Below are 13,065 nucleotides of genomic sequence, written 5' to 3' on the forward strand. Positions count from 1 at the left end.
GGGTTCAGAGCAGGTCGCCTTTGCGGCTGTCCAGGGGGACGAGGAACGAATTGTCCTGCCACTGCGAGCCCAGATCGCTGACCCGGGAGTCTCCCGTGGTGCTGCCGGGCCATGTCGAGAGTGGGCTGAAGTCGCTTTGGCGATTGTTGCGCTGGCGGGTGATGGCCGAGCGCAGGTTGGCTTGCGCGGCGATGATGGCCCTCTCTTCCTGCTCGCGTTCGCGAAGAGTCTGCGCGGTCGGCGTCTCTCCCAGAAACTCGGCACGGATCTCGGAAACCGTTGGGAGGTTGGACGAGCGAACTACCCAGTAAGGCAGGCCGCATTGGGTGAGCAGGGAGTGTTTGATTTGCCGGGTGCTTCTGGGAATGCCAGCGCGGCCCGGCACATCGACACAGCCAACCACGCGGCCGTCGGTCTTGCAGATGGTGAACGTGCTGTAGACACCACCCAGCAGGCGGTACCACTCCATGCCTTCTTCCCGGTCGCGCGGCAGCGTGAAGCGGGTCACCGGCAGTTTGATCATCACGTGATGGTCGTAGAACGCACGCCCCAGCCAGTGCCAGACCTGAAGTTCTTCGGTGTTGGCGATGGCGCGGGTGTCCAACGGCCACTGCTTGGGAATCCTCCGCCGGGCCTTGGTCTTGCGCGCATCCCAGGCACGGTACAGCAGCGCGCCGACCCCCAGAAGGGCAGGCGCGAGCAGGGCCAGCAGCCAAGGTTCGCTCAGAAAGGTCATGGAAAGAATCGGAAAGCAGAGTTACCAAATGTATTGAATCGGCCGGTAAGAAGGGGGTAAGTGTCGCAATCTGAGTCGGGAATAGCGTGAATTTCTTGGTGGTGGCGGCGTACTTCGGACAGCCGTCGCCTGGCCGTGGCCTGGCGGATGCACAAGCGGGGAGAAGGTTGGCCCACGGGCAGAAGATGTCCGCAGGTCGGGGCAGTCGCCGAGCGGACGAAGCCCTGAAAACCGGGAATTGTGCCCAAACCCGGGTCAGCGGCATATCCCGCGAATGTGGGATATGCCCACGTTTCAGGGCAAATTCCGCAAGAAACCGGTCAAGGCCCGTGTCAGCGCATCGGGCTGGTCCCGGTGTGGGCTGTGACCGCAGTCCGGCAGCTCGAGGAGGGAGGCTCCATGCACCGTTTGCAGGATGGCGGCGAGCTGGTCCATGCTGCCGTATTCGTCGTCCATGCCCTGAATGGCCAACAACGGAGACCGGATCGACCGGCAATCGTCGCGGATGTCGAACGCCCGGAAGGGGGCGCTGAGCCAGACATCGTTCCACTGCCAGAAGGCGTTGTCGACGTCCAGGTGGTAGCGGGCCAGCCTTTGTCGCATGCCGCGCTCACCCGGGTCGGACAGGTAGGTCTGCCGTGCCTGTTCGATTGACCGGATCGAGACATCCTCGACAAACAGGTGCGGCGCCATCACCACGCAGGCAGAGACCGTGAGGCGGCTGGCATGCAGCAGGGCGATGGTGGCGCCGTCCGAATGCCCGATCAGCACAGGTCGCTGGATGTCCAGCCTGCGCAGCAGTTCCGGCAGCACATCGAGCGCTTCGCGGTGCATGTAGTCGGGCTCGTGCCGGCCGACATGCCAGTGGCCTTCAACCCGGGATGGTCCGCGAACATCAGCCACCGGGTCGGACCGGCCGTATCCCCGGCGGGAATACAGCCAGCCGGCGCGGCCCGTGGCGGCGCAGATCTCGCGTGGCCAGTCCCGGCCCCGCTGCGCCCACATGGACACGCTGCCAAGACCTTCGTGCAGGAACAGCAGGGGGGCCAGTTCTGGGGAGCCGGGGATGTGCGCAACTTCCAGCCGCACACCGTGAATGTCGACACTGTCCAATCGGTTCTCCTCGGGCGTGGCTGCGCCGGACCGCAGCGAAAACCTGTATTCTGACCGGATGACTCAGCTGTTCGATTCGTTCTGGCGCGCGGTGGCGTATTGCATGCATCCGCGGGTGATTGGCCTTTCGTTCCTGCCCCTCGTGTTGATGGTGGCGCTGTCGTTCGGGTTGGGGTATTTCTGCTGGGACTTCGCGGTTCAGGCCGTGTCCGACTGGCTGCAAGCCTGGTCCCTGGTGCAGAGCTTCCTGGGCTGGCTTGACGGTGTCGGACTGGGCTACCTGCGCACTGTTTTCGCGCCGCTGGTGGTGCTGGTGCTGGCGACGCCGGTGATCGTGCTGCTGAGTCTCTTGCTGGTGGCGTTTTTCATGACGCCCGCCATGGTGGACCTCGTGGGGCAGCGCCGCTTTGCCCAACTGGAGAAGAAGAAGGGTGGCTCGCTGTGGGTGAGTCTGGCCTGGTCGCTGGGGTCCACGGTGGTGGCTGCCGTGGCGCTGGTGCTGTCGATGCCGTTCTGGCTGGTGCCGCCGCTGGTGCTCATCCTGCCGCCACTCATCTGGGGCTGGCTGACTTACCGTGTGTTTGCCTTCGACGCACTGTCCATCCATGCCAGCAGCGCCGAGCGAAAGACCATCTTGCGCGAGCACCGTGGCAGCCTGCTGGCCATGGGTGTCATCAGTGGTTATCTGGGTGCAGCACCCAGCCTGCTGTGGGCATCCGGCGCCATGTTTGTGGCGCTGGCGCCGCTGCTGGTGCCGGTGGCGATCTGGATCTACACCCTGGTGTTTGCGTTTTCCTCGCTCTGGTTCGCCCATTTCTGCCTGACGGCCCTGCAGAAGCTGCGGGGGCAGGTGGCCGTGGACATCGTGGACGCTGTCCCTGGCCAGACCATCGGCGCAGCGATACCTCCTGCGCAGTCCGCGGCCGGTGGCGAGCTGCCTCCGCCCCAGTCCTGACAAGCACCATGGAACAAACTTCGGTTTCTGCTCCCGCCTTCGGGCTCATCATCATTGGCGATGAAATCCTGTCCGGCAAGCGCGCCGACAAGCACCTTCCCAAGGTGATCGAGCTGCTGTCGGCCCGCGGGCTGTCGCTGGCCTGGGTGCGCTGCATCGGCGACGATCGCCAGCGCATCACTGCCGCCCTGCGCGACGCCTTTGCGGGCAACGACATCGTTTTCAGCTGCGGGGGGATAGGCGCGACTCCCGACGACCACACCCGGCAATGCGCGGCTGCAGCCTTGGGGACGGAGCTTGCGCTGCACCCAGAGGCCCGCGATCTGATCGAGCAGCGCATGAAGGACCTGGCACTTGAGCGCGGCGAGACCTATGACCCTGACCGCCCCGACAACGTGCACCGGTTCAACATGGGCGTGTTCCCGCAGGGCGCCCGCATCATTGCCAACCCCTACAACAAGATTCCGGGTTTCAGCTGCGACGGACCGGGAGGTGGAACGGTCCATTTCGTGCCAGGGTTTCCCGTGATGGCGTGGCCGATGATTGAGTCCCTGCTCGATGGCCCATACGCACATTTGCACCGGCGCGGGGCCTGGCAGGAGCACTCGGTGGTGGTCAAGGGTGCGATGGAAGCCAGCCTCACGCCGTTGATGGAAACGATCGAGAGGGACCATCCGGTCAAGGTGTTCAGCCTGCCCAGCGTCGATCACCCGGAACACGGCCGGCACATCGAACTGGGGGTCAAAGGTGATCCGGAGAGTGTCGCGCTCGCGTTTGTGGCCATGCTCGACGGACTGCGTCAGTTTGGCGCCGAGCTGGGCCCTGAAATGGTGCGCTGAAGAGTTGCACCAACCATGTGCGGCGCTGACTGGATGCACATAAACGGTGCATTCCTTTGGCGTGACGCTGGCACGTTTGCGCTTGCGCTGCTGGGGCGACCACCCGTGTTGCTGCGCCATAATCCCAAATGGAGTTCACGCCCCGCGTTGCGCAGGCAACCCAGGGCATCGCAGTGGCACAAAAACTGCTTCGTGTCCACGTCGAATTTCACTTTCCACCCACACAGCAACAGGAGTATTTGATGGCAAAGACCGTCGCAGACGTGATGCAAATGGTGAAGGACAACGAAGTCAAGTTCGTTGATTTCCGTTTCACCGACACCCGTGGTGCGCAGCAGCACACCACCGTGCCCGTGTCCCACTTCGATGAAGACAAGTTCGTTTCGGGTCATGCGTTCGACGGTTCCTCCATCGCTGGCTGGAAGGGCATCGAAGCCTCTGACATGCAGCTGATTCCGGATCCGAACACGGCCAACATCGATCCGTTCTACGAAGAGACCACGCTGATTCTGACCTGCGACGTGCTCGAGCCCGCCGACGGCAAGGCCTACGACCGCGATCCCCGTTCCATCGCCAAGCGCGCCGAGGCCTACCTGAAGTCCACCGGCCTGGGCGACACCGCCTTCTTCGGACCGGAACCCGAGTTCTTCCTGTTCGACGGCGTGCGCTGGAGCACCGCTCCGGGCCACACCTTCTACGAAATCGAAGAGTACGAAGCTCCCTGGAACAAGGGTGCCAAGCTCGAAGGTGGCAACCGCGGCCACCGTCCGACCGTCAAGGGCGGCTACTTCCCCGTGCCCCCGGTCGACAGCACGCAGGACATGCGCGCCGAGATGTCCCTGATCCTCGAATCGCTGGGCATCCCTGTCGAAGTGTTCCACCACGAAGTGGCAGGCGCTGGCCAGAACGAGATCGGTACCCGCTTCAGCACCCTGGTGCAGCGCGCCGACTGGACCATCCTGCAAAAGTATGTGGTGCACAACGTTGCCAATGCCTACGGCAAGACGGCTACGTTCATGCCCAAGCCCTACGCCGGTGACAACGGTTCTGGCATGCACGTGCACCAGTCGGTCTGGAAAGACGGCAAGAACCTGTTCGCTGGCGACGGCTATGCCGGTCTGTCGGAATTCGCGCTGTACTACATCGGCGGCATCATCAAGCACGCCCGTGCCCTGAATGCCATCACCAACCCCGGCACGAACTCCTACAAGCGTCTGGTGCCTCACTTTGAAGCCCCGGTGAAGCTGGCCTACTCGGCCAAGAACCGTTCTGCCTCGATCCGCATCCCGTACGTGGCCAACCCCAAGGGCCGTCGCGTGGAAGCCCGCTTCCCCGATCCCCTGATGAACCCGTACCTGGGCTTCTCGGCGCTGTTGATGGCCGGTCTGGATGGCGTGGAAAACAAGATCCACCCGGGCGAAGCTGCCACCAAGGATCTCTACCATCTGCCGCCGGAAGAGGACAAGCTGGTCCCGACCGTGTGCCACAGCCTGGACATGGCGCTGGACTACCTGGACAAGGACCGAGCCTTCCTGACCAAGGGTGGCGTGTTCACCGACTCCATGCTGGATGCCTACATCGAGCTGAAGATGGGCGAAGTCAACCGCGCCCGCATCGAAGTGGCGCCGGTCGAGTACGACATGTACTACAGCCTGTGATGGGCCACCCGGGTTCCGGGTGCTCACCGCGAAAAGGACGGCTCCGGCCGTCCTTTTTTTGTGCCTTCCGCCCGCAAACCATGGATTTCCGGTCGGGCTCTGGCAATATCGCGCGAGTTTTTCGTCATACTGAAAATTGCTGACGTTTGCGCCCCTAGCGCTGGGAGTACCCGTGTTGTCCAGATTCGTTGCAGTTGATTCGTTGAAGGCTTTTGCCCTGATCGCCATGGCGGCCAGTCTGTCGACGGCCATGGCGCAGGAGCGCATCTATCGCTGCGGCAACGAGTACACCAACAATGCCACGGTGGCCAAGGCCAAGGGCTGCAAGGTCATGGAAGGCGGCAATATCACCATCGTGCAGGGAACCGCGCCCCAGGCTGCTCCGCGCACCGCGCCGTCGTCTGCTGCGCCGAAGGCAGCGCCGCGCAATGACTCGTCCGAGCAGCGCGCTCGCGACAGCGACGCCCGCCAGATCCTCGACGCCGAGTTGCGCAAGGCCGAAGAACGGCTGTCGCAGGCGCAGAAGGCCTACGCCAATGGGCAGCCCGAAAAGGAAGGCATCGAATCGCGCAACAACCAGCGTTACATCGATCGCGTGGCCGAGCTGAAGGCTGCGGTGACGCGTGCCGAGGGAGATGTCAATGGTCTGCGCCGCGAGCTCTCGCGGATGGGTGGAACACCGACTTCGGCTGCGCCCGTGCCGTCTGGCGCGGGAAGCGCGCCGGAAAGTGCCGCAAAATAGGCCGCTTGACCAAGCACGCCTCACCCCCTTCTTCGCCCCTCGGCCTCGACGCGACGTCGAACGTCCGGGATCCTCTCGGCCCCTCATCGGCACACAGCCGGTTTCATTCGCTGGACCTGCTCGCCACCCTGGTTGCGGTGGTGGGATCTGACGGCGTGGTGCTGTTTGCCAATGCTGCACTCGAAGATGCCCTGGGCATCTCCCGCCGCAGCATCAGCGGGGCACAGCTCCAGGACTGCTTCACAGAACCCCAGCTGCTGGAAAACGCGCTGTCGGGTGCCCGTGTCAACGAGTTCGCCGCCTTGCGCTACGACGCCTGGCTCAAGCGCACGTCCCACGATCCGCTGCCAGTGCATGTGGTTGTGGCGCAGACCGAGGTGCCTGGTGAGGTGATCGTCGAACTGCTGCCGCTGGAGCAGCAGACGCGGCAGGAACGCGAGGAACGCCTCATCGACCAGGCGCAGGCCAACAAGGAGCTGATCCGCAACCTGGCCCACGAGATCAAGAACCCGCTGGGTGGCATCCGTGGGGCCGCACAGCTGCTGGAGCTGGAGCTCGACAACAAGCAGCTGACCGAATACACGCAGGTCATCATCCACGAGGCCGACCGCCTGCAGTCGCTGGTCGATCGCCTGCTGGCGCCGCACCGCCGCCCGCACGTGGTGGGCGACGTGAACATCCACGAAGTCTGCGAGCGGGTGCGGGCGCTGATCGTGGCCGAGTTCCCGCGCGGGCTGAAGGTGATCCGTGACTACGACACTTCGATTCCCGAGTTCCGCGGCGACAAGGAGCAGCTGATCCAGGCGGTGCTCAACATCGCGCACAACGCCGCACAGGCCTTGTCCGAGCGCATGGCAGCGGGCGATGCGCAGATCACGCTGCGCACCCGCGTCAACCGGCAGGTGACCTTTGGCAAGCAGCGCTACCGGCTGGCACTGGAATTGCATGTGATCGACAACGGGCCGGGCGTGCCCGCGTCGATCAAGGACCGCATCTTTTTCCCGCTGGTGTCGGGGCGCGAAGGTGGTTCCGGGCTGGGGCTGACCCTGGCGCAGACTTTTGTGCAGCAGCACCACGGACTGATCGAATGTGAAAGCGCGCCTGGCCACACGGATTTCAAATTGCTGATTCCGTTGCCATGAAACCGAAACGCCTCGACTGAGGAAGGGAAGACGCACACATGAAGCCGATCTGGATAGTGGATGACGACCAATCGATCCGCTTCGTTCTGGAGAAGGCGCTGTTGCGCGAGAACCTGCCGACGCGCAGCTTCACCAATCCGCAGGAGGTCCTCAAGGCACTGAACGAAACGCCCGAGAGCGAAGGGCCGCAGATCCTGGTCAGCGACATCCGCATGCCGGGTGGGTCGGGTCTGGACCTGCTGGAGAAGGTCAAGGAAAAGCTGCCTGGCCTGCCAGTCATCATCATGACCGCGTTCTCCGATCTGGACAGCGCGGTCTCCGCCTTCCAGGGCGGTGCCTTCGAATATCTGCCCAAGCCGTTCGACCTGCCCAAGGCGGTGGAATTGATCCACCGCGCGGTCGAAGAAAGCCAGCGCGAGGAAGTGGCGCACGAGTCGGTCGCCGGGGCACCGGAGATGCTGGGCCAGGCACCCGCGATGCAGGACGTGTTCCGCGCCATCGGTCGCCTCTCGCAGAGCCAGGTCACGGTCCTGATCACCGGCGAGTCCGGCTCCGGCAAGGAGCTTGTCGCCCGCGCGCTGCACAAACACTCGCCGCGTGCCGACGGTCCCTTTGTCGCCATCAACACCGCAGCGATTCCGAAGGACCTGCTGGAGTCCGAGCTGTTCGGTCACGAGCGCGGTGCGTTCACCGGTGCGCAGACCATGCGCCGTGGCCGGTTCGAGCAGGCTGAAGGCGGCACGCTGTTCCTTGATGAAATCGGTGACATGCCGTTCGACTTGCAGACCCGTCTGCTGCGCGTGCTGTCGGACGGGCACTTCTACCGGGTCGGCGGCCACAGTGCGGTCAAGGCCAATGTGCGTGTGATCGCCGCGACCCACCAGAACCTCGAGCAGCGTGTCAAGGAAGGCGGCTTCCGCGAAGACCTGTTCCACCGCCTGAACGTGATCCGCCTGCGTCTGCCAGCGCTGCGCGAGCGGCGCGAAGACGTGCCGATGCTCACACGTTACTTCCTGCAGCAGAGCGCCAAGCAGCTGGGCGTGGAGCCCAAGCGCATCTCCGACCCGGCACTGCGCCTGCTCAGCGGTTTCGACTTTCCCGGCAATGTGCGACAGCTCGAAAACGTCTGCCACTGGCTGACGGTGATGGCGCCAGCGCAGGTGATTGAGGTCAAGGACCTGCCGCCGGAAGTGTTGGCCATGGTGGGCGCAGCGGTGGTTGCTGCGCCAGAAGCACCGCTTGTCGGTGCCGAATCGCTGCTGGTGCCTTCGGCGCCGGCCGCACCGGCTGCGGTGGCGGAATGGTCACCACCGGTGCCAGCCGAACTGCCGATGGCACCTGCCGGTGGTGTGGTGGCGTCTGCTCCGGTGCCGGCTGCGACCTCCGCCTGGGAAGCCGGGCTGCAGGCCGAGGCGCGCTCGTTGCTGGAAGCAGGACGTACCGACGTCTGGGACGTGCTCACGCGGCGCTTCGAGACCGGCCTGATCCTGACCGCGCTGGCCAATACGCGCGGGCGCCGCATCGAGGCCGCCCACAAGCTGGGCATCGGCCGCAACACGATCACGCGCAAGATCCAGGAATTGAATCTGGAGTGACACCCCCGCCGCGCTGCGCGCGGCCCCCTCACGGGGGCAACGCGGTACGGCCCGGCGAAGCCGGTTCCGCCACGTTCTCGTAGAACTCCCCTGCGCGTCCGAACTTGGCTAGATGATCGTCAGCACCACCGGTGCGTGGTCACTGGGCTGGGGGTTCTTGCGGGGTACGCGGTCGACTTCGCAGGCACTGGCGCGGGCCTTGAGGGCATCGGAGATCAGGATGTGATCGATGCGCAGTCCGCGGTTCTTCTGGAATCCCAGCATGCGGTAGTCCCACCAGCTGAAGGTCTTGGGTGGGTGCTCGAACAGGCGGTGCGCGTCGTGCAGGCCCAGGCCGATCAGGCTCTTCAGATGGTTGCGTTCTTCGGTCGTGCAGTGGATGGTTTCATGCAGGCCGACCGGGTCCCAGACGTCGGCGTCGTCGAAGGTGATGTTGTAGTCACCCATCAGCACCAGCTTCGGGTGGGCTGCCATCTCGGCGCGCACCCATTCGCGCATCGCGTCGAGCCAGCGCATCTTGTAGGCGAACTTGTCGCTGCCCGGCTCCTGCCCGTTGGGGAAGTAGGCGCCGATCACGCGCACTCCGTCGATGGTGGCGCACAGCACGCGCGACTGCTCGTCCTCAAAGCCCGGAATATTCCTGATGACGTCCGCAGCGGGTGTCTTGCTCAGCAGGGCGACGCCGTTGTAGGTCTTCTGCCCGAACCACTGGGCGTGGTAGCCGACTTCGGCAAAAGCCTGCGCCGGAAACTTGTCGTCGGTGAGCTTGAGTTCCTGCAGCGCCAGCACGTCGACCGGGTTGGTCGCCAGCCAGGCCAGCACTTGCGGCAGGCGCACATTGAGGGAGTTGACATTCCAGGTGGCGAGTTGCATGGGGGGTCTCAGGCAGAGCGGGTGTAAGTGACGAAGGCGAAAGGCAGGCCGCTGGTGGCCACATGCGCCTCGCGCGCGGTTTCGATCCATTCGGGGCCGAGCATCGGGGCATGGGCGTCGCCCTCGAAGTCCTGCGCGATTTCGGTCACGACGACGCGTCGCGCCAGCGGCAAGGTCAGGGCGTAGACCTGCGCGCCGCCGATGACCCAGGCATCCTGGCCGACAGGGCACCGTGCGAGTGCATCAGGCAAGGTGTGCACCACTTCGGCGCCTTCGGCGCGCCAGTCGCGGTCGTTGGTGAGCACCACATTCAGGCGTCCCGGCAGCGGCCGGAAGCGCTGTGGCAGCGAATCCCAAGTCTTGCGGCCCATGATGACCGGGCAGCCCATGGTGGTGCGCTTGAAGTGGGCCAGGTCCTCGGGCAGGTGCCATGGGATCTGGTTGTCCTTGCCGATCACGCCGTTGGCGGCGCGGGCATAGATCAGGTTCAGGTGGACGGGAACATTGGTCTCAGGCATCGGGCGATTGTGCCGCGGACCCGGCACGCCGCAGCGCGCCGGCTGGCAGTAATACGCTGGCGATGGCGACCATCACGAACACCATGGCCAGCCAGTCCTGCCAGTGCGGCATTTCTCCGGTGATGACGGTGGCGCTCAGCGTGCCGACCAGCGGGATGGCCATGACGCTCATGGCGCTGGTAGCCGGCGGCAGGTTGCGCGCCAGGCCGAACCAGATCAGCTGCGCGAAGCCGTAGTTGATGACCACGCCGTAGACCAGGCTGATCCACATGCGGGTGGAGAAGGTCGAGGGGCTCGGCAGCGGCTCCAGCGACAGCGCCAGAGCCCAGACGACACCGCTGCCCAGCAGCAGCATCCAGACCGTGACCACCAGCGGTGAGAGCGTCAGCTGCGCGCGGCGGAACATCAGCGTGCCCAGCGCCCAGGACGCCGCGGCACCCAGCATCCAGACGACGCCCGCCGGCCGTCCCGAGAGGCGCTGCAACTCGTGCCACAGCAGCAGCCCAATGGCGACACTCACGCAGGCCACGGCCAGCCGCACGCGTGGCGTGATGCGTTCGCCGAAAAAAGCGGCGCCAATGAGCACCGTGAAGATGGGCATCGTGAAACCCAGGATGGCTGCGCGCCCCGAGGCCAGTTCCTGCACCCCGAAGATGGAAAGCGTGTGCCAGCCCAGCACGTTGGGCAGGCCCAGCGCAGCGATCGCCAGCCATTCGCGCCCCACCGGCCGCATGCGCTCGCCCCTGGTCGCCACGTAGATGAACAGCCAAGTCGCGCCCAGCAGCATGGTGCTGGCGCGGAAGTACAGCGGCGAGAGCTGCTGCAGCGAGAGCTTCATCATGGGCCAGTTGACCCCCCACATGAGCGTGAGGGCGAGCAGCGCCCAGAGCTGGCGGCGGGAGATCACGTGAAAGTCCGCCGCGGTTGAGTGATCGGTTTTGCGAAGAAGAAGGTGTGTTTTGCCGTGCCTGTTTCGCCCGTCAGGCGCATGATCAAGGAGTGGCCTGCCAAGTATTCAAGAGTCTTCACGCCAGATCCGTCTTCAGAATGTCGTTCCGTATTGGAGTCAAAGGCGCAAAGATCTCCGCTCCTTCGGTAGATTGCAGCTTCACCACCAATCGTGGATTTACTGCTTCCGTCGTGAACCACAGTGTTGAGATGACGAGGTCCCGTGGACTGATCAATGACTCCACGCAAGAGGTGACATCACGCAGAAGTGACTGCTCCTTGGAGGGCACATGCGCTGAGACAAGTGGATTCATTCTCACAACGACGACGCAGGCCGCGTGTTTTGAATCATTGACCCCGGAAAGCTCTGTGCGAACGACCCATAGACCGTCAATATCTTCTTCACCAGAAAGGGAGCGCCTCAACAGTTTCGCCGTCGGCCCTTCGAGAGAGGAGAGTTTGGAATTCAGAAGGATCGACCCGATGGAAGCACTGGGTCTTTGAATGCGGTCACTAGCGAGCTGGAGTTGTTCGTGGCAGTAGCGAACCTGGCTGGGCCTGCCATGCAGGTAGTAAAAACCCAGCAACACCTCGTACCCGCGGATGGCCAAATGCGGGTCTGCTTTGATCGCCTTTCGGACGAATCTGGCTCCTTCAGACAAACCTCTGTTCAGCAGTGCGACGCCAAGGACATACGAGGCCAACGGAAATCCGACATGAGCGCCCTCGAAATCGCGCAGCGCGTTCAAGGTGTCATCTGACCATTGGGCTTCATCGTCTCGCGTCAGTTGTCGAAGGGTCCGATGTTCGGGAGCCAGGGTTGTGTCGTCCGCATCCCCAATCGACGCCATGCGAAGGTGTTGCAAGCGCCATGTGTTTTTGTTGCGCGATCGCCAATTCTCATTGCTCTGCCGATATAGCTTTGCCCAGTCGCTTCCCAGAAGCGCTTCTCCAGCCGCTTCGAAGGAAGTCCAGTCGGGCACCTGCACATCCACACCAATTGCAAGGGCCCTCTCGTTCACAGGTGGGTGGGTGTTATCGGGGTGCGAAGGCTCTGCAAGCGAACTGACCGATGAGACATCGAAGGGCTTCGCAACCTTGCTGGCGGCAAGGGTGGCCACAATTTCCCAGTAGTTGTCGGGCGCCTCTGGCGTTGCCTTCTGCAGGTGCGCCAAATGACGGGCCAGATCGGTTTTCGATGTGGAATGAACGACCAGGAGTTTTGTCAGTGCTGACACCAGTTCTCTACCCGCACCCGGCACCGATGCGGCCACAGCATCTGCCTCAAACTCGCACCGTCTGGACCAGGCGGCGGAACGCGTAAGGAAGCCGGGCAGAAAGTGATCCGCGAGCACTTGGCGCAAGCTCGCAATGGTCGAGTCCTCAGCATCGGCCAAATAGAGATAGGCCATCCACTTGGCGCGCACCAAGTAGATCCAGTGACCAAGACGGCCGTGTCTTCCTGAAAAGTGGCCCAACTCGTGGGCGATCACTGCTCTTGCTTCTGCCTTATTGAGCAACCTGAGCAATGGCAAGCCAAGGATGAGTGTGCGTCTCACGCCAATCATGGACAGAAAGCCCCGCGACTCGTAGGCACCAGCGTTCAACGAGCCATCCAATAGAACCTCGTCAATCTGCGGCGCATCCAGGGCTTTTGCTAGCTGGTCCAGTTCTTTATAGAGCAGGGGGGCGTCGGCTCGAAGAACCTTGAAGCCCTCAACCTCTATAGAAGGTTGAGACCACCACCAGCTCAACACGCTGAGTCCGACCGCTGCAGCCCAAGCCCAGCTGGAGGGGTAGAAGACACTTGTGAGTATCAGGATTGGTACCCACAACAACATGGTTGTGAGCCAGAAAGCCGTCTCGGCAAACATCGCTTGGCCAGTCAACAGCCAACGCTCTATGGGCGATATGACCTTGTCCTGCATTTGCCAGTTGTAATGCGA

General features: G+C 63.4%; 12 protein-coding genes. 6 read left to right on the forward strand and 6 right to left on the reverse strand.

Annotated features, from left to right (window positions below):
- Nucleotides 1–4: 4 nt before the first annotated feature.
- Together ACLIJ1_RS19390 and ACLIJ1_RS19395 are read right to left on the reverse strand one after the other, a co-directional pair.
- Complete coding sequence (locus tag ACLIJ1_RS19390; RefSeq protein WP_411367199.1) at nucleotides 5–736, reverse strand: hypothetical protein; 732 nt, start codon at nucleotides 734–736, stop codon at nucleotides 5–7.
- Nucleotides 737–1,030: 294 nt separating this feature from the next.
- A complete protein-coding gene (locus ACLIJ1_RS19395; protein WP_411367200.1) occupies nucleotides 1,031–1,849 on the reverse strand; it encodes an alpha/beta fold hydrolase in 819 nt (272 codons plus the stop codon).
- 58 nt (nucleotides 1,850–1,907) lie between these two features.
- On the opposite strand from ACLIJ1_RS19395, the gene ACLIJ1_RS19400 reads away from it, so the two are divergent.
- The 6 genes from ACLIJ1_RS19400 (at nucleotide 1,908) to ntrC (ending at nucleotide 8,780) form a co-directional block, all read left to right on the forward strand.
- Nucleotides 1,908–2,804 carry an EI24 domain-containing protein gene (locus tag ACLIJ1_RS19400; RefSeq protein ID WP_411367543.1) on the forward strand — a complete coding sequence of 299 codons (897 nt, stop codon included), beginning with the start codon at nucleotides 1,908–1,910 and terminating at the stop codon, nucleotides 2,802–2,804.
- A gap of 8 nt (nucleotides 2,805–2,812) precedes the next feature.
- The gene (locus tag ACLIJ1_RS19405; protein ID WP_411367201.1) at nucleotides 2,813–3,643 is read left to right on the forward strand and encodes a competence/damage-inducible protein A; all 831 of its coding nucleotides are present in this window, start codon (nucleotides 2,813–2,815) and stop codon (nucleotides 3,641–3,643) included.
- A 242-nt stretch (nucleotides 3,644–3,885) separates the two neighbouring features.
- Nucleotides 3,886–5,301, forward strand: coding sequence for a type I glutamate--ammonia ligase (glnA, locus tag ACLIJ1_RS19410; protein WP_411367202.1), 1,416 nt, complete (start codon nucleotides 3,886–3,888; stop codon nucleotides 5,299–5,301).
- A 226-nt stretch (nucleotides 5,302–5,527) separates the two neighbouring features.
- Nucleotides 5,528–6,043 (forward strand): hypothetical protein, encoded by a 516-nt coding sequence (locus ACLIJ1_RS19415; RefSeq protein WP_411367544.1) that lies wholly within the window; start codon nucleotides 5,528–5,530, stop codon nucleotides 6,041–6,043.
- A gap of 110 nt (nucleotides 6,044–6,153) precedes the next feature.
- Complete coding sequence (gene glnL / locus ACLIJ1_RS19420) at nucleotides 6,154–7,185, forward strand: nitrogen regulation protein NR(II) (protein ID WP_411367545.1); 1,032 nt, start codon at nucleotides 6,154–6,156, stop codon at nucleotides 7,183–7,185.
- Between the two features lie 38 nt (nucleotides 7,186–7,223).
- Nucleotides 7,224–8,780 carry a nitrogen regulation protein NR(I) gene (gene ntrC, locus ACLIJ1_RS19425; RefSeq protein ID WP_411367203.1) on the forward strand — a complete coding sequence of 519 codons (1,557 nt, stop codon included), beginning with the start codon at nucleotides 7,224–7,226 and terminating at the stop codon, nucleotides 8,778–8,780.
- 108 nt (nucleotides 8,781–8,888) lie between these two features.
- Here ntrC and xth read toward each other — a convergent pair whose 3' ends face one another.
- The 4 genes from xth to ACLIJ1_RS19445 form a co-directional block, all read right to left on the reverse strand.
- Entirely contained in the window at nucleotides 8,889–9,653 is a 765-nt protein-coding gene (xth, locus tag ACLIJ1_RS19430; protein WP_411367204.1) for an exodeoxyribonuclease III, read from the reverse strand.
- A gap of 8 nt (nucleotides 9,654–9,661) precedes the next feature.
- Nucleotides 9,662–10,171 (reverse strand): dihydrofolate reductase, encoded by a 510-nt coding sequence (locus ACLIJ1_RS19435; protein ID WP_411367205.1) that lies wholly within the window; start codon nucleotides 10,169–10,171, stop codon nucleotides 9,662–9,664.
- A complete protein-coding gene (locus ACLIJ1_RS19440) occupies nucleotides 10,164–11,078 on the reverse strand; it encodes a DMT family transporter (protein ID WP_411367206.1) in 915 nt (304 codons plus the stop codon). Before ACLIJ1_RS19440 ends, ACLIJ1_RS19435 begins: the two co-directional genes overlap by 8 nt.
- A gap of 118 nt (nucleotides 11,079–11,196) precedes the next feature.
- The gene (locus ACLIJ1_RS19445) at nucleotides 11,197–13,047 is read right to left on the reverse strand and encodes a M48 family metalloprotease (protein ID WP_411367207.1); all 1,851 of its coding nucleotides are present in this window, start codon (nucleotides 13,045–13,047) and stop codon (nucleotides 11,197–11,199) included.
- Nucleotides 13,048–13,065 lie beyond the last annotated feature (18 nt).

The sequence above is a fragment of the Hydrogenophaga sp. RWCD_12 genome (assembly GCF_046604225.1).
Taxonomy (GTDB): domain Bacteria; phylum Pseudomonadota; class Gammaproteobacteria; order Burkholderiales; family Burkholderiaceae_C; genus Hydrogenophaga.